This window comes from Streptomyces sp. NPDC007929 (assembly GCF_042959065.1).
Classification (GTDB): Bacteria; Actinomycetota; Actinomycetes; order Streptomycetales; family Streptomycetaceae; genus Streptomyces.
The window spans coordinates 34,588-56,385 of sequence record NZ_JBIBKD010000007.1 but is presented as its reverse complement, the minus strand read 5'-3'; the positions used below and the strand labels follow the sequence as shown (position 1 = coordinate 56,385).

Below are 21,798 nucleotides of genomic sequence, written 5' to 3'. Positions count from 1 at the left end.
AGAGGGAAAAGAAGAAGGCGCCATGACCGGGCGGTGGGCGGGGACCGCACTCCCCGTTCTTCACCGCCCGGTCATGGCGCTGCCGTCGGTCAGCCCGCGAGGGTGGCGGCCTGTTCGGCGGCTCGGAAGCCGGACTCCAGGGCGCCCTCGACGAAGGCTCCGTTCCAGCCGCTCGCTATGTCACCGCCGGCGAAGACGATGCGGCCGAACGGCTGCTGGATGTCCGGCAGCTGACGCAGGAGCTGGCCCGGCCGGCGCAGGCCCCAGCCGCCACGCGCGTACGGGTCCTTGTGCCACTCCTTCGCCCGGTACTCCACGACCCTGGCCTCCGGCACCAGTCCGCGGACGGCGGCGCGTACCGCCTGCGGGTCGGACACGTCGAGGGCGGGACCGGTGAAGGCGACGAAGACGCGTCCGTCGGGCAGCTGCTTCTGCGGGATCAGCAGCAGGATGGGCGCGCCCTCCGGGGCCTGCGCGGACACCGCCTCGGAGGTGCCCCGCACGCGCAGCCACAGCTTGGTGGCGTGCGGGACGCCGAGGCCCTCGCGGGCGGCGTCGGCGTACACCTTGGGCAGGCCCGGCTCGAAGGTGATCGTGGGCCACAGGTTGACGGGCGTGGCGAGCACGACCACCGGCGCCTGGTAGACCCGGCCGCCACGGACCTCGACGTGGGTGAGGCCGCCGCGCTCGCGGATCGCCGTGACCGGCGAGTTGAGGCTGACGGTCGCGCCGGACTCGCGCAGCATCCGTTCCAGGATGGAGATCATGCCGCCCTGCGGCAGCTCGCTCATCACCGACAGGAACTTGTCGTACGTGCCGCCGGCGAGCTGGTACCACTGCGCGAGGCCGGTGAGGGAACCGGTGCGGTTGCCGCCGGCGAACACCGAGGTGGCGCCGCTCACCCAGTCGTGGTCGACGCCCCTGAGCTGGAGCTGTGCGATGCGGTCGGCGAGCGAGAGGCGGTCCACGGACGCCAGCAGGTCCTTGCGGTGGAGCGGCTCGTACGGCCGCTCGAAGTACTGCTCGGAGCCGGCGTAGAAGTCGGCGAAGAGGCTGTTGAGGCGGGCGCCGGCCTCCTGCGGGGAGTGGCTGGCGTAGCCGTTCGGTCCGGGCATGACCATGCGGGTGGCGTGGACGTCCTCGGTGGTGGTCAGCGAGTAGCGCTTCAGTTCGCGGGCCACGAGGTCCTGGCCGGGGCCGAACCAGCCGCCGCCCAGTTCGATGTGCTGGCCGGCCAGGGTGCCGGGTTCGATGCGGCCGCCGATCCGGCCGCGGGCCTCCAGCACCAGGACCCTCATGCCCCGGGCGCCCAGCTCACGGGCGACGGTGCCGCCCGCGTATCCGGCGCCGACGACGATGGCGTCGTAGGGCTTGCCGTCCGCCGCGGTGGCGGAGGACGCCGTCGCGGTGACGGCACCGGCCGCCAGCGCGGTGGCGCCGGCCGCCTTGAGGACGGTTCTTCTGGTGACGCGTCCGTGGGCGCGGGGGGTCGTGCTGTCGCCGTTCTCGGTCATGGAACACACCTTTCGCGAAGAGCGGGAATTGCGGGACGGAAAGCGCACGGAATCGACGGACGGAAACGAAGGGAAACAGAAGGAAGAGGTGCGCGTCCGATTCCGGGACGCCGGTGTTTCGGGCATGGGGAAGGGGCCGGTTCCGACGGGGGATTCGGAACCGGCCCCTTCGTCAGGGGGTGAAGCGAATACCGGGCCCGGTGCTCACTGGTTCGGGCGGCGGTACGCCTTCACGACACTGGCGTAGCTGTTCTTGGCGTGGCCCTGGGCGATGATGCCCTCCATCAGCGCCTCGGAGTACTTGGGCAGCTCGGTGTCGACGCCGAGCGCCTCGGACTCCTCCACGAGGTGCTTGAGCGCGCCCAGGTGCGTCTCCAGCGTGGCGTCGTTCGCCGGGAACTTCTCGTCGCCGGCGTCGATCTGCGCGGCGTAGTCGGCGGTGAACATCTTGATGGCGTCGAGCCACATGTGGGCCCACGGCAGGAACTCCTGCGCCTTGACACCGCCGGTCTCCACGATGGCCACGCCGTGCAGGAAGCTGTTGAGGGCGCCCCACATCAGGCCGAGCAGCGACACGTCGAACAGGGCGGGCTTGCCGTGGTCGGTGCCGAGGTAGGTGGTGCCGCCGCCGAGGAGCTTGAGCACGGGCTCGTGGGCGTCGAAGACGGCCTGGTCGCCCGCGTAGAACAGGACGGAGGTCTCGGCGCCGATGCCGGGCGGGGTGATCATGATGGCGCCGTCGAGGTACTCGGCGCCGTTCTTCGCCGCCCACTCGGCGGTCTGCCGGGCCTGCTCGGAGGAGCCCGTGGTCAGGTTGACGACGGTCTTGCCGCGCAGGGCGTCGCCGAGCGAGCCGATGACGTCGTGCACCACGTCGTACGTCGACACGCAGACGATCACGAGGTCGCTCGCGGCGACGGCGTCGGCGGGGGTCGCGGCGAGGACCGCGCCGTCCTTGACGAGGCCGTCGGCCTTGTCCGTGGAACGGTTCCACACGGTGGTGGCGTGGCCCGCCTTCAGGAAGGCGGCGGCCAGGGCCTGCCCCATCAGGCCGAGGCCGAGCACCGACACCGAGGTGTGGTTGTCACCCATGAATCAGTTCCTCCAGTACGAAAGTGGTGTGCTGAGCAAACGGCGCACGGGGGTGCGCCGGTGGAAAAGGGGTGTCCGGGCGTCGACTCAGAGGAAGACGGTGCCGGGCTCCAGGCCGACCAGGACGCGGCCCTGGAGTTCGAGGTTGACGTCGGCGTTGGCGAGGGCGTGCAGCGAGAAGCCCTGGATGTCGCGGTGGAAACGCTGCAGGTGGACATCGCGCCGGATGACGGAGCCGCCGCTGGCGTTGTAGAGGATCTCCACGGCCTCCTTGGCCAGTTGGGCGGCGAAGCCGGTCTGGCCGCGCACGATGGCCTTCTCCTGGTCGGTGGGCTGCTCGCCGGCGTCGGCGCGCTCCTGGAGGAGGGTGAGCCAGCGGGTCGACAGGGCCTCGGCGGCGTCGATCTTGTTGGCGGCGGTGGCGACCTGGATCTGCGTGAGCGGGTGCAGCTTCTGGTCGGTCCAGTCGGTGTAGGTGATGCCGCGGCCGGGCAGGCGGTCGAGGAACAGCTCGTAGGCGCCGCGGGCGATGCCGATGAACACGGCGGCGCACTCGGCCATGACGAAGCTGAGCAGTCCGTAGTTGCGGCCGGTGGCGCCGGTGTTGGAGCGGTCGCCGGTCGCGCTGACCATGACCTCCTCGAAGGACACGGCGTGGTGGGCCGGTACGAAGACGTCCTCGGCGACCGCGGTGGCACTGCCGGTGGCGGCGCCGGCCGAGACGTCCCAGTCGTCGACGACCTTGAGGTCGGACATCGGGACGAGGGCCATGATCTCGCCCTCGGTGCCGTCCGGGTTGCGCACCATCGCGGCGGTGAAGTCCCAGTCGGCGCCCTTGCAGCCGGTGTTGAACTTCCAGGTGCCGTTGAGGAGGTAGCCGCCCTCGGTGGGGACGGCGACGCCGGTCGGCGCGAAGGCGCTGGAGATCTTGACGGAGCCGGAGGCGAAGACCTCCTCCTGGGCCCGGTCGGGGTAGAGGGTCGCCGTCCAGGTGCTCGTCACCCAGACCATCGTCACCCAGGCGGCGGCGGGGCAGCCGCGGCCGATCTCGGTGATGACGCGGGCCTGGTCGGCGAGCGGCAGGTCGAGCCCGCCGAACCGGCGCGGCACCGCCATGCGGAACACTCCGGCCTTCTCCAGGAGTTCGATGCTCTCGTCGAGCAGCCAGCCGCGGTCCTCGGCGGCGCGGCCGTTCTCGCGCAGGGTCGGGACGATGCTGTCCACGGCTTCCAGTACGGCTGCCAGGTCGTCGTTCGTGGCCATTCCGGCTCCTCGATTGTGATTCCTACTGCCGGTCGAGAGGCGTGAGAACCCATACGCTCCCCGGCAGTTCAAAACCTTAACGAAGGGCTCGGAGAAATGAGTAAGAGCACACTCATCGCCTGGTCATCAGTGCCGTACCTCCGGAAACCGGTAGTGATCTGACGCACAATTACCAAGCAATTACCGGGCACTGACCCGGAAATGATCGGGCGGTGCCCGCAAAGGCCTGTGTGGGACCATCCCAGCATGACTCTTTCATGGCCCGAACTCGTGAAGACCGCGGCCGAGGACACGACCTCGGCACTGGAAAAGGGAGCCGATCAGGACTGGCGCGGAAAGGCGGGTGACCTGGACTGGAGCTGTCGGGAGACCCTTTCGCACATCGCGCTCGGAGTGGTGGGGTACGCGGGCCTGCTCATCGCCCGCCCCACCGACCGCTACATCACCCTGTTCTCCTCGATCGACGGCCACGCCCCGGTCCCCGCCGCCCTGGAGGGCATCCGGATCGCGGGCACGCTGCTCGCCGGCACCGTCCGCGACACCCCGCCGGAGGTCCGCGCCTGGCACCCCTACGGCCACTCCGACGCGGCCGGCTTCGCCGCGATGGGCGTGCTCGAACTCGTCGTCCACGGGCGGGACATCGCGCAGGCGGTGGGCGTGGAGTACACCCCGTCGGACGTCCTGGCGGCGCCCGTGGTCGAGCGGCTCTTCCCCGACGCGCCCACCGGTCACTCCCCCGCCGAGACACTGCTGTGGTGCACCGGGCGCGCCTCGCTGCCCGGGCTGCCGCGCCGCGGCGCCTGGCACTGGGACGGCCGGGTGCGCCAGGCCTGAGAGCTCCGCGGGCCCGAGAGCTCCGCGGGCCCCGGAGCGCCGGGCCCCCGAGCCCCTGCCACTCCTCCCCGCTGCACCGGATCACGTGCCGCCGGGCGACTCGTACACCGTCGCCCGGCGGCACTGTCATGTCGCGCGCCGCCCTCGGGAGACCACGGCATTACCGCAGCGTGGCTGGAACGTTGAACCCGCCCGAATAGTGTCGGCCACGGAAATGCACGGGGACCCGCACGGCCCGTGCAGCAGCCGCGTGGACGTTCCTTTCCCTGAACGTTCCCCTCAAACGTTTCTCCAGCCAAGAAGGCAGGTCGATTTCCGCCATGTCCGAGATCGTCGCGGAACTGGAAAACCACACCGCCCGCTACGTCGAGGCGGTCAACGCCGGCGACCACGAGACGGTCGAGAAGTTCTACACCGCCGACGCCGTCGCCGTCTGGGAGCCGGGCAAGCCGCTCAGCGGTGACGAACGCCGTAAGTACCAGCGGGAATTCCTTGAGGCCGGGCCGCGTATGGCGGCCAAGCCCCGGCAGGTGTTCGTGACCGGCGAGACCGCGCTGATGATCGTCGACTGGACGATCGACCTCCCCGGCGCCGACGGCACCACCGACCACCTGGCCGGTGTCGGGGTGGACGTGCTGACCCGGGGCGAGGACGGGGTGTGGCGCTACGCCATCGACGACCCGTACGGCCAGGCGAGCTGACCGGCGCGAGCGCCGCAGGAAGGCAGAACCGAAAACACCTTGGCTCATGAGTGAGATGCCGGTTCCGCACGGCGGGCCCGCACCGAGTACACGGGGGACACACAGCACCATGCACAACACCGGACCCATCGGCGGGCGGCGGCCGACGCGCCGCACCCTGCTCAAGGCGGCCGGGGCGGCCGCCGTCGCGATACCCGCCCTGACCCCGCTCGCCCCGGCCGCCTCGGCCGCCACCCGCGGCGCCGCGGCGGACTGGGACGCCATCGTCATCGGCGCGGGGTTCGCCGGGATCACCGCGGCCCGCGAACTGCGCGCCCGTGGCAAGCGGGTGCTCGTCCTGGAGGCCCGCGACCGCATCGGCGGCCGCACCTGGACGGACACCTACGGCGGTCAGCTGATCGAGCGCGGCGGGACCTGGGTCGAGCCGACCCAGCCCTACCTGGGCGCCGAACTCACGCGCTACAAGCTGGCGCTGGAGGAGGACGAGCCGATCTCGACGACCTGGCTGCCGACGCCGGCCGGACCGCGGCAGTTCACGCCCGAGGACGGCTTCGGCCGGATGGGCGCCGTCTTCGAGCGCATGTTCGACGGCACCCGGACGTACTTCGAGAAGCCGTTCCAGCCCCTGCACCGGGCCGACCTGCTGCAGAGCCTGGACAAGCTGACGCTGCGCGACCGCCTGACCCAGCTCGCCCTCACCCCCGAGGAGGAACTCCTCGTCAACGGGCAGACGGCGGTCTACGCGGGCGGATCGAGCACGGCCGGCGCCTTCACGATGTTCGCGCACTGGTGGGCCCTGGCCGGGCACACCAACGCGGGCTGGAACGACACCATGCGCTGGCGCATCGCCAAGGGCACCAAGGCCCTGCTCCAGGCGATGATCAACGAGGCCAAGCCGACGATCAAGCTCAGCTCGCCGGTCGCCTCGGTGAACGACACCGGCTCCCAGGTGTTCGTCACCACCACCTCCGGCACCCGCTACAGCGCCTCCGCGGTCGTCGTCGCGATGCCGGTCAACGCCCTGAGCACGGTCAAGTTCAGCCCGTCCCTGCCCGCGGCGCTCACCACCGCCACCAGCCAGGGCATCGCCGTGCACAACGCGGTCAAGCTGTGGATCCACGCCCGCAAGGGAGCGGGCCGGGTCTACGGCCAGGGCGCCGAGGGCGGCGCGCAGATCCCCATGCTGCTGCCGTTCAAGGAGACGTCCCAAGGCATGCTCTACGTCGCCTTCAGCACCGACCCCAAGCTCGATCCGAGCAATACGGCCCAGGTGAAGAAGGCCGTGCAGCAGCTCGGCGTGAACCTGGACGTCATCGGCGTCAAGGCGCACGACTGGGGCCGCGACCCCTACGCGCGCGGCGGCTGGGCGTTCCGCAAGCCGAAGCAGCTCACCACGCTCTACCCGGAGGTCACCTTCACCAGCGGGCGGCTCTCCTTCGCCAGTGGCGACATAGCCAACGGCTGGAGCGGCTACATCGACGGCGCCATCGAGTCCGGTCTGCGTGCCGCCCGGCAGGCAGCGGGCGAGGAATGACCACCGAGGCATCACCCACCCACCCCCCGGAAGGGAACCGCATCCCCATGTCAGCCACGTCAGCCACGTCCTTCACCGTCCCCTTCGACCCGGAGCGCCCGGACCTCACCGCCGACACCGACATCCAGAACGAGATCTTCATCCAGGTCTTCAACTCGGGCGACGGCGAGCTGTTCAACCGCCTCTACCTGGAGGACTCCGTCTCGAACTTCTCCGGCGAGCCCCTGACCGGCGCCGACCGGCTGGCCTTCTTCAAGGAGTTCCTGGCCTCGAAGCCGACCCTCAAGGCGAGCGTCACCCACTCCTACGTGGCCGGTGACGTGGCGCTGATCGGTGTCGAGTACTCCATCGACACCACCGGCCCGGACGGTGAGCCGGTCCGGCTTGAGGGCGTGTGCACCGATGTGCTCCGCAAGACCGATGACGGCCGCTGGCTGATGGCCATCGACCGCCCGGTCGCCGCGACCGGCCTCGTCGCCGACTAGCGCGAGAGGGAGCCCCCCTGGTGCGCCAGGGGGGCTCCGCCATGCCGGAAGACCCCCAGATGGCCCGACGAAAGACGGAGAGACCGTGACCGACGACAAGGAACTGGCGTCCGTACTGGACGCCGTACGCGAGGCCGTCCCCACGCTGCGCGCGAACGGCGCGGACGCGGAGGAACGGAGCTGGATCCCCGAGGAGAACATCCACCTGCTGGAGAAGGCCGGGGTGTTCCGCGCCGCGGTGCCCCGCACCCACGGCGGACTCGATCTCGGCGTGGCCGACCAGTTCAAGGTCATCGCCGAGGTGGCGCGCGGCTGCCCCTCCACCGGCTGGCTGACCATGGTCTGGCTCACCAGCACCTGGTGCGCCTCCCTCTACCCCGACCGGGCGCAGAAGGAGGTGTTCGAGGGCGGCGACGCCCGGGTGTCCATCGTCTTCGCCCCGACCGGCACCCTCACCCCGGTCGAGGGCGGCTACCGCCTCGACGGCACCTGGCGCTACAACTCCGGTGTCCGGGGCGCCGGCTGGGACCTGCTCGCCGCGATGGTGGAGCGCCCCGACGGGGCCCACGAGGAACTCGTCGCGCTGGTCCCGGTCTCCGAGCTGGAGGTCACCGACGACTGGCACGTCAGCGCGGGAGCCGCCACCGGCAGCTGCACCACCACCGCCGAGGACGTGTTCGTGCCCGCCCACCGCGTGGTCTCCCTGGAGGAGGCCATGGTCAGCGCGACCGGTGACCGCGAGAACACCGGCGCCACCGGCCGCAACTACGGTCTGCTCGGCTACGTCCTGTCGGGCGTCGCCGCCGCCTTCACCGGCATCGCGCGCGGGGCGTACGAGCTGTTCCTCGAGCGGCTGCCCGGCCGGGGGATCACGTACACGGACTGGACCGACCAGAAGCTGCACCCGCTCACGCAGATCCAGGTCGCCACGGCCGCCAACAAGATCGACGCCGCCGAGGCCCTGGCGGAGCTGTGGCTGGAGGTCCTGCAGACCAGCGCCGACGCGGGCGAGCAGCCCACCGACGAGCAGAAGGCCGTGATCCGCGGCCGGACGGCGTACGCGGCGCAGCTGGCCAAGGAGGCGGTGGAGATCCTCTACCACGCGAGCGGCGGCTCGGTCATCCGGCGCGAGGTCGCCCTGCAGCGCTTCCACCGCGACATCCAGGGCTTCGCGCTGCACGCCCTGGTTCAGCGGGACGCCAACCTGGAGGTCCAGGGGCGGGTCCTGGTCGGCATGGATCCGGGCACGTACTTCCTGTGACGGCCGGCCTCCCGCGACGGCGGGAGGCCGTGTCACACGGCCGTTCGTGACAGAGGGCAGGGCGGCACCACCGGTGGGTGGTGCCGCCCTGCCCTCTGTCATGAACGGCCGTCAGGAACCGGTGGCCGGTTTCCCGAAGCGGCCGTTGACGAAGAGCAGTTCGTCCCCGGTCCCGCCCTCGCCCGCCGCCAGGACGGTGCCGATGAAGATGGTGTGGTCGCCGAACGCGTGCGACTCGGTCAGCTCGCACTCCAGCCACGCCACGGAGTCGTCGAGCAGCGGCGCCCCCGTGTGCTCGCCGGCCCGCCAGTCGACGCGTTCGAACTGGGCGGCGCCCAGCGTGCGGCGCTTGTCGGCGAAGTGCCGGGCCAGCGGCTCCTGGTGGGCGCCGAGTATGTTCACGGCGAAGCGCCCGGCCCCGGTGAGCGCGTCGTGCATGACCGCGCTGTGGCCCACGCTGCACAGCACCGACGGGGGGTCCAGGGAGACCGAGCTGAAGGCGTTCGCCGTCATGGCGTGCAGATGCTCCCCGCCCACGGTGAGGACCGTGACGCCGGTGGCGAAGCGGGACATCACCCCGCGTAGCCGGTCCGGGCGTACCGGCTCGTGCCCGGAACGCACGGCAGCGTGTTCGAGTTCGGCGGACGCGGAATTCATGCCACTCTCCGATGGGTCACGGGACACGTCAGTGCCGTCCGCACGAGAAGGGGCAGCCGGCGCCATCAACGTAGTCGCGGCGTCTCGCGGATCCTTCATGCCCGGGTAACCGGGGGGCCTCCGGTGACCGACCGTCACCGATGACCTTTCAATGACCGGATGTTTACCCGGCCATCAGACCCTGAGGACATGACTGAGACCTCCGCCGCAGCCGCGGAACGCGAACTCGCCGAGCCCTATCTGCGCCAGGTACTCGACACCGCGGGACTGGCGGTGGAGTACGTGCGGGCCGAGCGGAACACGCTGTACGTACGGGACGACGACGGCACCGAGTTCCCGGTCGTGGACTTCGCCGGCGGTTACGGCTCGGTGCTGCTCGGCCATCACCACCCCGAGATCACCGCGTACGCCCGTGAACTGCTCGCCGAACATACACCGGTCCACGCCCAGTTCTCGCGCCACCCGTACGCCAACCGGCTGGCCGCCGAGCTGAACCGCATCATCGCGCGTGAACTCTCCGACGACGAGCCTTATTACGCCATCTTCGGCAACAGTGGCGCGGAAGCGGTGGAAGCCGCCGTGAAACACGCCGAACTGGACCGGGGCATCCGCGTGTCCGAACTGCTCGGCGCGGTCGACGCCGGACTCGCGCGGGCGCGCGCGGCGGTGGCCGACGGATCCGCCACGGTGCACGGGGAGGCGGCCGCCCGCCTCGGGGTGGCCCTCGCCGCCGACGACAACGATGCCCTCCGCTTGCTGGCGGCGGCGGTCAAGCGCCACAACGACGAGGTCGCCGCGGCCCCGCCGCTGTTCCTCGCTCTGGAGGGCGGCTTCCACGGCAAGCTCGCCGGCAGTGTGCAGCTGACGCACAACGAGGGCTACCGGCTGCCCTTCAAGTCCCTCGGCGCACAGGCGCGGTTCGTCCCGCACGACAGCCCCGAGGACCTGAACGCGCTCTACGCGCGTGAACGCCGGACCCTGCTCGGACTGAGCACCGAGGGCGGCAGAATCACGGTGACGGAGCACGAGTTCCCCGTGTTCTGCGCCTTCCTGGTCGAGCCGATCCAGGGAGAGGGCGGCATCCGTGTGCTGTCCCGCACGTTCGCCCGGGAGATACAGGAGTTCTGCGCCCGGATCGACTGCCCCGTCGTCGTGGACGAGATCCAGAGCGGAATGGGCCGTACCGGCACCCTGCTGGCCAGCTCCCGGACCGGCCTGCGCGGTGACTACTACACCCTGGCCAAGACGCTCGGCGGCGGCATCGCGAAGGCGTCCGTGATGCTGGTGCGCGAGAAGCGCTACCGCCGGGACTTCGAGATCGTGCACAGCTCGACCTTCGCCAAGGACAGCTTCTCCTGCCACATCGCCCTGAAGGTCCTGGAACTGCTGGAGCGGGACGGCGGGGCCGCCTACCGGCAGGCCGAGGAACGCGGTCTGGCGCTGCGCGCGAAACTCGACGCGCTGCGGGCGGAGTTCCCCGACGTGGTGGCGGACGTACGCGGGCACGGGCTGATGCAGGGCCTGGAGTTCCACGACCAGTCCGAGGCGTCCTCGCCGGAGCTGCGGCAGATCGCGCAGAGCGGGCTGTTCGGCTACTTCCTGGCGGGTCATCTGCTGCGCCGGCACCGGGTGCGGACGTTCCCGACGGCCAGCGCGGTCGGAACGTTGCGGTTCGAACCCTCGATTTATGTCACAGACGCCGAACTGGGTCAGCTGTACGCCGGCCTGCACGACGTGTGCACACTGTTGCGCAAGCAGGCCGGCGACGAGCTCACCGCCGCAGGCCGTTGATCCACCCCTGGGTCCGCCGCCTCCCCCCACCGGCGGACCACCAGGGCATTCCGGCCGGGTGCCGGCCTTGACCGGGCCGGCCCGCCCGACCGGAGGCACCACGGGAAGCGGACCGCGTCGGCGAGTCGTCGTACGACGCGCCGGTCCCGGGTGACGCAGTACGCCGGAGCAAGCGAAACGGGGGAGTTCATGCAGTTCCGCTTACTGGGGCCACTCGAGGTCGAGCCGGCGTCCGGACCACCGGGCAGCCTGGTGGACCTGGGCGGGCACCGGCAGCGCGCCGTACTGGCGTACCTCCTGCTGCACGCGAACAAGGTGGTGTCCACCAGCCAGTTGCTGGCGGCCCTGTGGGCCGACGACGAGGCGCCCATGACGGCGCGCAAGATCCTTCAGAACGCCGTGTGGAAGCTGCGCGGCGTCCTGTCCCGGCCACCGCGCGGCGAGCAGGGTCCCGAGCTGCTGACCCGCGCGCCCGGCTATCTGCTGCGGGTGCCCCAGCAGCGCGTCGATCTGCTCGACTACGAGCAGCGGGTGGTCACCGGCCGGGCCGCCCTGGCGGCGGGCGAGGTGGAACAGGCCCGGCGCTCGCTGGGTGAGGCGCTGGCGTTGTGGCGCGGGCCGGTCCTGTCCGACCTGGTGGAGGAGGGCATCTGCTGGCCGGAGCTGACGGCGCTGCAGAACCGCCGGCTCGATGTCATGGAGGACCACTTCGAGGCCGCCCTCGCCTGCGGCCGGCACCAGCTGGTCCTGCCCGACCTGGAGAGCCTGGTGGCCGCCGAGCCCCTGCGGGAACGCGCCTCCGGGCAGCTCATGGTGGCCCTGTACCGGTGCGGACGGCAGGCCGAGGCCCTGGCGGTCTTCGGCCGGGTGCGCACCGCGCTCGTGGAGGGTCTTGGTCTGGAGCCGGGGCGCGAACTGCACCGGCTCCAGCAGGCGATCCTCACCCAGGATCCGACGCTGGAGGTGCCTCGCGCGGTGGGTGACAGGGAGCCGGTGGACGCCGCCCCGGCTCCCGCGGGCCCGGCCGCGCGCCCCGGCTCGGGCCCGACCACGCGCTCGGGCACATCCACGGGCCTGGAAACATCGTCCGGCTCGGGCCCGACCACGGGCTCGGGCTCGGGCTCGGGCACACCCACGGGCCCGGACACCTCGTCCGGCCCGGGCACGCTCCCCGGCCCGGCGGCCACGCCAGCCACGTCGAACCCGCCCGGGCAGCCGGGCGTACCCACCACCCCGGACGCCACAGTCACCGCCGCCGCCACCGCGATGCGGGCCGCGTGCACGGATCCGCCCGCTCACGACGGGCCGACCCTCATCCCCGCCGCTTGCTCGACCACCGCGGGGGCCCCTTCTCCCACCCGGCACGCGTCCCGTACCGCCAGCGTGGTCATGTTCCGTTTCGGGCTCGGGGCGGAGCTGGGCCGGGTGCTGGCCGAGGACCGGGACCGGGTGGTCGACGCGCTGACCCAGATCGCCCGCGAGAAGACCGAGCTCCACGGCGGCCGGGTCACGGCCGTGCTCGGTTCGACGGTGCTCTCCGTGTTCGCCGACGGGGCCGACGCGGCCGACCGCGCCGAGCGTGCCGTCCGCACCGCGGCCGCCGTACGCGACAGCCTCAGCGTCCCCACCGGCACGCTCGCACCGCCGCAGGCCGCCGTACGCGGCCTCACCGTGCACGCGGCCGTGGCGTCCGGGGAGGCCCTGCTGCCGCCCCGGGCCTCGGACGACCCGCCGTCGTCCTGGAGCGGGGGCAGGCTCGTCGACACCTGCCGGACGATGCTGGCCCATGTGCAGGCCGGGGAGATCCACGTCTGCGAGGAGACGCACCGGCAGGTCGAGCGGGCGGCGACGTTCCGGCGTGCCTGTGCGTCGGCTCTCGCCCCGTGGGAGCTGCACGCCCTGCACGACGACGTCACGGACCTGGCGTGGGGCCCGGCGGGCGCCGTCGTCCACGGCAGCGAGCTGGAGCTGATGCACCACACGCTGTCGTACACCCGGCAGCGCTCGACGGCGCATCTGATCACCCTCATCGAAGGGTCCGGACGGGCCCGGACGCGCCTGCTGATGGAGTTTCAGCGGCGGGTCGAGGAGAGCCACGGCGGTCCGGTGCGGGTACTGGCCGGGACGGTTCCGGCGCCGTACACCGGCTCCGCCCTGTCGGTGCCGGCGGAGATCCTCGCCGCCTACTGCGGTATCGACCCGGCCTGCTCCGAACCCCACACGGCGGCGCGGCTGCGGGCCACGATCGACCGTCTCGGCGGCGACGCGGGCGGCGCTGCGGATCTGTACGCGCCCCTGGCCCGGCTGCTGTCGCCCCAGCGCTCGGCGCACGAGCGGGAACAACCCGGCGAGATGCTCCGGGCCTGGGCGGCGTTCCTGGCGCGGGCGGCGCGCGAGCAGCCGCTGGTGCTGATCTGGGACGACCTCCAGCACGCCGACGACACGCTGCTGGACATGGTGGAGCGGCTCACGCAGACCCACGCGGGCGTGCCCTTGCTCACCGTCGTCGGCGCGGACTCCCGGCTGCCGGACCGGCGGCCGGGCTGGGCCACCGCGCACCCGCGCACGGTGACCCTCAGCCTCAGCCCGGAGACGGGCGACGCCCTGGACCGGCTACTGGAGTCCCTGCTTCCGCCGGTCCGGGAGTCCGAGGTCGCCTGAGCGCGTCCCGCCCGTGCCGCTGAGCCGTATGGCACGGGCGAGGGCGCCCAGGGCCCGCGTGCCGTCCACGGAATCGTCGGGGAGGACGTCCGCGGCCGACTCGATCAGCAGTGATCCGGCCAGGGCCGCCCAGGGGGCTGCCTTGGTCGTCCGCGCCGGTCCGGCGGACCCGGCCTCGCCGAGCAAGCGCCGCGCCCAGGTGGCCATCCGGGCCCGGTCCGCCGCGGTGACGCCCGGCACGGATCGGAGCCCCGCGCCGAAGCGGGCCAGTATCTCGGCCGCGTGCTCGGCGAGCGGGGTGTCCTGCCCTGCCGTCGTGTGCCCGGGCGGGCGGGCGAGGGGTTCGGCGTCACCCGGCCGCGCCGGGCCGGGCTGCCGGGGGCGCCCGGCCCGGCTCAGTCCTTCGTGCAGGGCCGCCGCGAAGCGGTCGCCGACGAAGACGGCCAGCGGGGTGTCCATCTCGGCGGCGGATGCCCGCCCGGGGCGAGGTGAGGCGTGCGCGGGACGACGGGTCGGCGAGGATGCGATGTCCATGGGGACAGCACACCAACTCCCGCCCACACAGCGCCCATTGGTGACTCCTCGCCCCGGTCATCCGCACCTCGAACCACACCTCACCGGCCCACACCGCGCTCACCGACCGCGGCTCGCGCCGCTCGACGCCCCCGTGCCTCACACCGCCCGGCGGCCCGGCCGGGCCTCGACCGGTTCCGGGGTCTTGGGCCGGAAACCCGCGTGGATACGGCCGGACGGTCGGGGCCGTTCCTCCTGGCGGCGGGGACGGCAGTCCAGGAAGGGCGTGCGGCGCGGCGGGGGCGCGGCGGCCGGCTCGCGCAGGCGCGGCAGGGTCAGCCGGCCGGCGTGCTCGCAGGCGCTGCCCCAGATGGGCCTGCGGCGCAGCAGGTCCGAGTGGCCGCAGGCGACGACCAGCAGCGACCCGGTGCCCGCGCCGCCCAGGCGCTCCGCCCAGTCCAGCACCGCGTCGTCGGCGAGGTGCAGGTCGTCCAGGCAGAGCACCACGGTGCGGTGCCGTGCCTCGTGCGCGATCACCTCGCCCCACGCGGCGAGCAGCTCGGCCCCGTGCCCCGGCAGGGCGGGGCGGGGTGCGGGGCACAGCACACGCAGCAGCCGCGCGGCGTCCACGTCGGAGTCGACGGCGGAGCGCACCACCGCCCTGATCCGCTGCTCGGACGGGTCGTGCCGGGCTCCGGGCCGCGGCGCCCAGGCATCCAGCAGCGCCGCCGCGACGCCCGCGGCGTCCTGCCCGTCCCCCGGGACGCGCGGCCGCAGGACCCGTACCCCGTCCGCGTCGCCCGCGACACGGTGCTCGAACTGGGCGAGCAGGCGGGACTTGCCGGCCCCGTGGTCGCCGAGCACCGTGAGCAAGGAGGGCACATGATGGTGGCGCGAGTACTCCAGCAGGTTCTCCAGCAGGGCGAGTTCGGGCCGGCGCGGGGTGTCGGTGCCGTGCCCGGCGGGCTCGTCGGGGTGCAGGGCCCGGGCCCTGCGGACGCCGGGGGCGCCGTCGGCGGCGCGGGTCGTGTCGTCGTAGCCGACCCACGCGCCGGTGTCGGCGGCCACGTCCTCGCTCACGTACAACTCGCCCTCCGGTACGCCGGAGAGCAGCCCGTGCGCCTTGTCGAGGAGGGTGCCGACCACCGAGACGGCGGCGCCCGGGTCGTGCGGGTCGTGCCGCACGATCGCCTTGCCGGAGATCACCACGGCCCGCATCACCATGCCGGCCCGTGAGGTCAGCCGCTCGCGGGCGGCGAACGCCGCGCGCACCGCGTTCAGCGACGCCTCGGGGCGTGCGGACCGCAGCCCGAACAGCGCGGCGCACAGCCCGCCCATGGAGCCGACGACCGTCCCGGAGCGGTCCTCGACGGTCTCGGTGAGCACGGTGACCGCGTCGTGCAGGGAGGTGTCCAGCTGTTCGCTCCCCATGGCCGCGGCGTCCCCGGCGGACTCGGTGCACACCACGAGCACGCACACGTCCCGCCGCTCGGCGACGGCACCCCCCTCGGCGGCACCGAACGTCGTTGCCAGGCCCGGGCGTTCACCGCGCGCTGCGGCGCCGTGCGCCGTCGCCGCGCCGGGCCGGTCCCCGCTCTGCGCGGCACCGACGGACAGCAGGGCGGGCACCCGCAGGGGTTCCGGCGCCATGACGTCCGGCCCGGCCGGCGTCCCCGGGAACACGGTGTCCTCGGTGATCCGGACCGGGGCCCGCGCGACACCTGTCCCGCCGGACGCGTGGCGCCCCGGGACACCGCTCTCGAGGGCTCTCGTCCCGGGCGGACCCGTCTCGGAGGCACCCACCTCGGGCGTACTCGCCTCCGGCGGGTCCGCCTCCGCGCGGATCTCCGCGCTGACGTCCGTGGGGCCGGCCAGCGCCTGGTCGTGGCGCAGGATGCGGTGCTGGAGGGTCTGCAGGGCGGCGGACGGCTCCAGGCCGTACTCCTCGACCAGCGCCAGCCGCACCCTGCTGAACACGCTGAGCGCCTCCGCCTGCCGTCCGCAGCGGTACAGGGCGAGCATCAACTGCCCGCACAGCCGCTCCCGCAGGGGTTCGGCCTCGGCGAGCGAGGTGAGTTCACCGAGCACGGCGTGATGCCGGCCGCACGCCAGCTCCGCCTCGAAGCGGTCCTCCATGGCGTCCAGCCGCAGCTGCCGCAACGCCGTCAACTCGGCCCACTCCACGCCCTGTTCGGCCAGGTCGGACAGGGCCGAGCCGCGCCATTCCGCCAGGGCCTCCCCCAGCAGCTCGGCAGCCTCGGCGGCCTCACCCGCGTCCAGGCGGGCCCGGCCGGCGGCCACGGCCCGCTCGAAACGGGTCGCGTCGAGCTGCTCGGGGTCGACGCGCAGGACGTACCCCGGTGCCCGGGTGAGCAGCCGGGGCGCCGTGTGCCCCTCGCCGTCACCGCTCTCCAGCAGGGCGCGCAGCCCCCATACGGCGTTCTGCACCATCTTGCGGGCCGTGACCGGCCGCGCGTCCTCGGGCCACAGGGCATCGAGGAGCTGGCTGGTGGCGACCACCTGGTTGGCGTGGAGGAGGAGCAGTCCGAGGACCGCTCTCTGCTTGACGCCGCCCAGCGGCAGACTGCGCCCGCCGCTCACCACGTCAAGCGGTCCGAGAACCTTGAATTCCACGCCTACCCCCGTACGTCGAACACCCGTGATCAGTCATGGCAGGCGTCGTTGCCCACCCGCGGCGCTCGTCGAGCGGACGCCGCGCAGTACCACCTCGGCCACGTCGCCGAGACACCGGTCCACATAGAAGTGACCGCCGGGAAGGATCCGCACCTCGGTCTCCGCGCTGGTGAACTCCAGCCAGCCGCACGCCTCCTCGACGGAGACGACCGGGTCGGCGTCGCCGCACAGCACGGTGAGCGGTGTGCTCAGCGGCTCCCGGGGTGTCCAGGAGTACGCGGCGAGGGCCGCGTAGTCCGCTCGCAGAGCCGGCAGCACCATTGCCACCAGCTCGGGGTCGTCGAGCAGGGTCACGCCGGTCCCCCCGAGCCGGCGTACGGCGGTCAGGATCGCCTCGTCGTCCGGGAGGACGTCGTGCGGACTGCGCCGCGGCCCCGGCGCTCCCCGGGCCGACAGGAAGAGCCTGCGGGGCGACGCGGCACCGCGCTCCTCCAGGATCCGGGCGGTCTCGTAGGCGACCAGCGCGCCCATGCTGTGCCCGAAGAACGCGAAGGGCGCCGCCGTCTCGTCGTCCTGGAGTTTCCCGGCGACGAGCGCGGCGAGTTCCTTGATGTCCGCCACCGGCGTCTCCGTCCGGCGGTCCTGGCGGCCGGGGTACTGCACCGCCCGCACCTCGACGTGCGGGCGCAGCCGCCGGGACAGCGGCTGGTACGCGCTGGCCGCGCCCCCGGCGTGCGGGAAGCAGATCAGCCGGAGAGCGTCGGGCTCGGGATCGGCGAAACGTCGGAACCACTGGCGGTCCATGGCGCGTTGCGCTCCTGTCTGTTCACCTGGGGTACGGGGTAGCCGCGCTCCGCGCGGGCCCGGTGCAGCACACCGGCCCACCAGCTGAGGCGGTCGAACATCAGCCGGGCCGACACGTCCCAGTCGTCGGAGGCGGCCAGGGTGCCGTCGGGGCCGAGCCGCTCCCAGTAGTTGTGGAAGCTCACGGTCTCGCGCACCGGGACGGCGTGGACGTCGCCGAAGACCTGGCGCAGGGCCGCCACCGCGCACAATCCGCTGGAGGGGCCACCGTAGGAGAGGAATCCGACGGGCTTGGCGTGCCATTCCGTGTCGTACCAGTCGATGGCGTTCTTCAGGGACGCCGGGAAGGTCTGGTTGTGCTCGGGGGTGACCACCACGAACGCGTCGGCCGCCCGCAGCCAGGGCGCGAGATCCTTGACGGCCTGGGGCCGGGGTGCCGAGGGGTCGGCGGACATCACGTCGGGCAGCCAGGCCGTGGCGAGGTCTATGACGTCCACGTCGAAGTCGGGCCGCAACCGGGCCCGTGCGGCCAGCCATTCCGCCGCGACGTGCCCGAACCGGCCTTTCCTGATGCTGCCGATGATGATCGCCAGCCGCAGTCGTTCATTCTCGGCCACCTGCCCCCGCCTTCCGCACCAGCGCCGAACCGCATTCCTCGGGGAACCCTGGCATATGCCGCTTCGGATTCGCTTCGGACACCTTCGGAAACACTGCGGGGCGCCCTTCGGGGCCGGTGGCCGAGCCCTTTTCGTCGCACGTCACGCCGGTCGTCGGCCGGTTACGCTGAGATCATGGAATTCGGGGTGCTGGGGCCGCTGGAGGTGCGCACGGACGAGGGTCGGGTCGTGCGGGTACCCGAAGTCAAGGTGCGCATGCTCCTCGCCGACCTGCTCGCACATCAGGGGCAGGTCGTCCCGTCGGCGCGGCTCATCGAGGACCTGTGGGGCGGCTCGACGTTCACGGCCCGGCCGACGGCCTCGCTCCAGGCCAAAGTCTCCCAGCTGCGCCGGGCGTTGGAGGACGCCGAGGCGGGCGGCCGTGAACTGATCGCGCACCGGCAGCCCGGATACGTCCTGGACGTCCCGGCCACGGCGCTGGACGCCGGCCGGTTCCGCGAGCTGGTCGCCCGGGCCAGGTCCGGAGCGGACCCGGTGACGCGGGCGGCGCTGTACACCGAGGCGCTGGCGCTGTGGCGCGGTCCCGCGTTCGCCGAGTTCGCCGACCAGCCGTCCGTACGGCCGACCGCGGCGAGCCTGGAGGAGGAACGCCTCACGGCGGTGGAGGAACACGCCGCGGTGCGCCTGGAGTTGGGTGAGCACAGCCTGCTGGTCGGCGAGCTGACGGAGCTGGTCGGGCAGCATCCGCTGCGCGAGGGGCTGCGCGGCGCGCTGATGTGGGCGCTGTACCAGGCGGGGCGTTCCTCCGACGCGCTCGACTGCTTCCACGATCTGCGGCGCCGGCTCGACGAGGAGCTGGGGCTGACGCCCGGCCCGTCCGTGGAGGCGCTGCAGCAGGCCATCCTGCGCCACGACCCGGTCCTGGCGAGGCCGGAGCCCGCCGTGGCGCCGTCCGCCGCGGGGGCGCAGGCGGGTCCGGGTACCGCCGGTTCGGCGACGCCCCTGGTGGGCCGCGAGCAGGACCTGCGGGCGATCCGGGAGCTGCTGTTACAGCGGCGTCTGGTGACGCTCACCGGGCCGGGCGGCGTCGGCAAGACCCGGCTCGCCCAGGCGACGACGGATAGTCTGGCGGGCGCGTTCGGCGAGGGCACCTGGCTGGTGGAGCTCGCGGACACCGGGGGCCTGGAGCGGTTCGCGGGCGCGGAGGCGCTGGCCGAGCAGGTGATGGCGACGCTGGGCATCCGGGAGAACACCTCGGACGACGACGCCCGGGGCCCGGCGGACCGCCTGGCGAACGCCCTGGCCGGGCGGCGGCTGCTGCTGGTGCTGGACAACTGCGAACACGTGGTGGAGGGCGTCGCGCGGCTGGCGGGGCTGCTGCTGGGCCGGGCTCCGCATCTGCACATCCTGACGACCAGTCAGGAGCCGTTGCGCACCCGGGACGAGACGGTGTACCCGGTGACGCCGCTGTCGCTGCCCCCGGAGGACCTCCCGGACCTCGACGCGCTGTCGAGCGCGGGCGCCGTACGCCTCTTCGTGGACCGGACGAGGGCGACGGACCCGGAGTTCGTGCTCGACGACACCACCGCTCCCCTGGTCGCCGATGTGTGCCGGCGCCTCGACGGCATCCCGCTCGCTCTGGAACTGGCCGCCACGCGCGTGCGGTCGCTGGGCATCCGGGAGCTGCACGACCGGCTGGACGACCGTTTCAAGGTGCTCAACAGCGGTTACCGGGACGCTCCTTCGCGCCACCGGACGCTGCAGGCCACGCTGGACTGGAGCTGGAGCCTGCTGGACGACCGGGAACGGACCGTGCTGCGGCGGCTGTCGGTGTTCGGCGAGGGGTGCGGGCTGCGGGCCGCCGAGGAGGTGTGCTCCGGCGGCGGGGTGTCCGCCGCCGACGTCCTGGACGCGCTGAGCCTGCTCGTGGAGCGCTCACTGGCCGTCCGCACCGAGGGGCCGCAGGGCCCGCGCTACCGGCTGCTGGAGTCGGTCGCGGTCTACGCGCGTGACAAGCTCGCCGAGTCCGGGGAGCACGCCGCGACCGCCGCCCGGCATCTGCGCCACTGCGTGCGCCTCGCCGAGCGGGCCCGGCCGCATCTGCACGAGCGGGAGCAGTCCCGCTGGTTTCAGTACCTGGACCTGGAGGCGGCCAATGTGCAGCGCGCGCTGGCCGAGGCCGCCCGGGCCGGGGCCGCGCAGCAGGCGCTGCGCCTGGTCAACTCGCTGACCTGGTACTGGTACGTCCGCGGCCGGCTGGGCGAGGCCCGCAGGGCCCTGGCGACGGCCCTGGACACGGCGGGTGAGGCCACGCCCGAGGAGCGGGTGGAGGCGGAGTTCTGGTACACGGGCATCCGGCTGCTGCTCGGCGAGCTCGACCGGGAGTGCGCGGCGCCGGAGGAGTACCCGCCCGAGTCCACGCTGGAGTCCACCAGGGCGCAGTGGTTCCTGGCGCACGCGCAGTGGACGGTGGGGGCGCTGGCCAAGGGCGAGCAGCGGGTCGAGCGGGTCCTGGTCCGCTTCCGTACGCTGCGCGACGCGTGGGGCACCGCCGCGGCGCTGACCACCCGTGCGTGCTTCGCCCTGGCCCGCGGGGACCTGGAGTCGCTGCGCGGCAACGCCGAGGAGGCTCGCGCCCACTTCGCGGAACTGGGCGATCTGTGGGGCCGCTTGAAGACGACGGACGTGCTGGGCAGGCTCGCCGAGATCAACGGCGACTACGACCTCGCGGCGCAGCTGCACCGGGAGAGCCTGCGGATCGCCCAGGCGCTGGAGACCTGGCCCGAGATGTCCACGAAGCTGTCGGGCCTGGGCCGGATCGCCCTGCTCACCCAGCGCTACGACGAGGCCGACGACCTGCACCGGCGCGCCCTGCGGATCGCGGTCGGGCAGGGCAACCAGCCGGCCGAGCAGTTCGCCGCGCTGGGGCTGGCGCTGAGCGCCCGCCGTCAGGGCGCTCTCGACGCCGCCGAGGAGTGGCTGCGGCCCTGGCTCGCCTGGAACCGTCGCCGCGGTGACGGCCCGGGCCTCGCGCTGGTCCTGGCGGAACTGGGCTTCATCGCCGAGCAGCGCGGCGACGCCGACCGGGCCCTGGCCCACCACCGGGACGGGCTCGCCGCCGCCGCGACGACCAAGGACCCCCGCTCGGTCGCCCTGGCCCTTGAGGGCCTGGCCGGCGCGTACTCGCTGGCAGGAGACCCGTACCGCGCGGCGCGCCTGCTCGGCACGGCGGCGGCGACCCGGGAACGAGCGGGCGCCCCGCACCCCCCGGCGGAACGGGGCGACGTGGAACGCATCGCGACCCGCCTGCGCGCCACGATGGACGAGGCGACGTACACCTGGGAGTTCACCGCCGGCACGCGGCGCACCCACGAGGCGGAGGCCCTGGCGGAGACGGCCCCACCGGCACCGTGACGCCGCGAACGGCGGTGCCGTCC

Annotated in this window: 16 protein-coding genes; 8 read left to right on the top strand and 8 right to left on the bottom strand. The window is 72.9% G+C overall.

The annotated features are described in order from the left end of the window. Positions 1–89 precede the first annotated feature (89 nt). From ACFZDE_RS23845 to ACFZDE_RS23835, 3 genes are all read right to left on the bottom strand, one after another. The gene (locus ACFZDE_RS23845) at positions 90–1,514 is read right to left on the bottom strand and encodes an FAD-dependent oxidoreductase (RefSeq protein ID WP_391202714.1); all 1,425 of its coding nucleotides are present in this window, start codon (positions 1,512–1,514) and stop codon (positions 90–92) included. A 204-nt stretch (positions 1,515–1,718) separates the two neighbouring features. Then, entirely contained in the window at positions 1,719–2,606 is an 888-nt protein-coding gene (locus tag ACFZDE_RS23840; protein WP_391202711.1) for an NAD(P)-binding domain-containing protein, read from the bottom strand. Between the two features lie 87 nt (positions 2,607–2,693). Further along, positions 2,694–3,869 carry an acyl-CoA dehydrogenase family protein gene (locus tag ACFZDE_RS23835; RefSeq protein WP_391202708.1) on the bottom strand — a complete coding sequence of 392 codons (1,176 nt, stop codon included), beginning with the start codon at positions 3,867–3,869 and terminating at the stop codon, positions 2,694–2,696. Between the two features lie 246 nt (positions 3,870–4,115). On the opposite strand from ACFZDE_RS23835, the gene ACFZDE_RS23830 reads away from it, so the two are divergent. The 5 genes from ACFZDE_RS23830 (at position 4,116) to ACFZDE_RS23810 (ending at position 8,684) form a co-directional block, all read left to right on the top strand. After that, complete coding sequence (locus ACFZDE_RS23830; protein WP_391202705.1) at positions 4,116–4,703, top strand: maleylpyruvate isomerase N-terminal domain-containing protein; 588 nt, start codon at positions 4,116–4,118, stop codon at positions 4,701–4,703. A gap of 320 nt (positions 4,704–5,023) precedes the next feature. Beyond that, positions 5,024–5,404, top strand: coding sequence for a nuclear transport factor 2 family protein (locus ACFZDE_RS23825; protein ID WP_390994388.1), 381 nt, complete (start codon positions 5,024–5,026; stop codon positions 5,402–5,404). A 109-nt stretch (positions 5,405–5,513) separates the two neighbouring features. Then, positions 5,514–6,938 carry an FAD-dependent oxidoreductase gene (locus ACFZDE_RS23820; protein ID WP_391202702.1) on the top strand — a complete coding sequence of 475 codons (1,425 nt, stop codon included), beginning with the start codon at positions 5,514–5,516 and terminating at the stop codon, positions 6,936–6,938. A gap of 47 nt (positions 6,939–6,985) precedes the next feature. Next, positions 6,986–7,423 (top strand): nuclear transport factor 2 family protein, encoded by a 438-nt coding sequence (locus ACFZDE_RS23815; protein WP_391202699.1) that lies wholly within the window; start codon positions 6,986–6,988, stop codon positions 7,421–7,423. Between the two features lie 85 nt (positions 7,424–7,508). Next, positions 7,509–8,684, top strand: a complete 1,176-nt coding sequence (locus tag ACFZDE_RS23810) for an acyl-CoA dehydrogenase family protein (RefSeq protein ID WP_391202696.1) — start codon at positions 7,509–7,511, stop codon at positions 8,682–8,684. A 111-nt stretch (positions 8,685–8,795) separates the two neighbouring features. Here the strand turns inward: ACFZDE_RS23810 and ACFZDE_RS23805 are convergent, their stop codons facing one another. After that, complete coding sequence (locus tag ACFZDE_RS23805; RefSeq protein WP_390994397.1) at positions 8,796–9,341, bottom strand: flavin reductase; 546 nt, start codon at positions 9,339–9,341, stop codon at positions 8,796–8,798. 189 nt (positions 9,342–9,530) lie between these two features. On the opposite strand from ACFZDE_RS23805, the gene ACFZDE_RS23800 reads away from it, so the two are divergent. Further along, positions 9,531–11,132 carry an aminotransferase class III-fold pyridoxal phosphate-dependent enzyme gene (locus ACFZDE_RS23800; RefSeq protein ID WP_391202693.1) on the top strand — a complete coding sequence of 534 codons (1,602 nt, stop codon included), beginning with the start codon at positions 9,531–9,533 and terminating at the stop codon, positions 11,130–11,132. A gap of 189 nt (positions 11,133–11,321) precedes the next feature. Next, the gene (locus ACFZDE_RS23795; RefSeq protein WP_391202690.1) at positions 11,322–13,793 is read left to right on the top strand and encodes a BTAD domain-containing putative transcriptional regulator; all 2,472 of its coding nucleotides are present in this window, start codon (positions 11,322–11,324) and stop codon (positions 13,791–13,793) included. On the opposite strand, the gene ACFZDE_RS23790 is transcribed toward ACFZDE_RS23795, so the two are convergent. The 4 genes from ACFZDE_RS23790 to ACFZDE_RS23775 form a co-directional block, all read right to left on the bottom strand. Next, positions 13,746–14,327 carry a hypothetical protein gene (locus ACFZDE_RS23790; RefSeq protein WP_391202687.1) on the bottom strand — a complete coding sequence of 194 codons (582 nt, stop codon included), beginning with the start codon at positions 14,325–14,327 and terminating at the stop codon, positions 13,746–13,748. The genes ACFZDE_RS23795 and ACFZDE_RS23790 overlap by 48 nt on opposite strands. A 138-nt stretch (positions 14,328–14,465) precedes the next feature. After that, a complete protein-coding gene (locus ACFZDE_RS23785) occupies positions 14,466–16,940 on the bottom strand; it encodes a BTAD domain-containing putative transcriptional regulator (RefSeq protein ID WP_391202684.1) in 2,475 nt (824 codons plus the stop codon). 33 nt (positions 16,941–16,973) lie between these two features. Beyond that, entirely contained in the window at positions 16,974–17,744 is a 771-nt protein-coding gene (locus tag ACFZDE_RS23780; RefSeq protein ID WP_391202681.1) for an alpha/beta fold hydrolase, read from the bottom strand. Continuing rightward, positions 17,687–18,361, bottom strand: coding sequence for an NAD(P)H-dependent oxidoreductase (locus tag ACFZDE_RS23775; RefSeq protein ID WP_390994413.1), 675 nt, complete (start codon positions 18,359–18,361; stop codon positions 17,687–17,689). The genes ACFZDE_RS23780 and ACFZDE_RS23775 overlap by 58 nt, the downstream gene beginning before the upstream one ends. 174 nt (positions 18,362–18,535) lie before the next feature. Between ACFZDE_RS23775 and ACFZDE_RS23770 the strand changes: the two genes are divergently transcribed. Continuing rightward, positions 18,536–21,775: a BTAD domain-containing putative transcriptional regulator gene (locus ACFZDE_RS23770; protein WP_391202678.1), complete on the top strand. Its 3,240-nt coding sequence runs from the start codon at positions 18,536–18,538 to the stop codon at positions 21,773–21,775. The last annotated feature ends 23 nt before the right edge of the window (positions 21,776–21,798 follow it).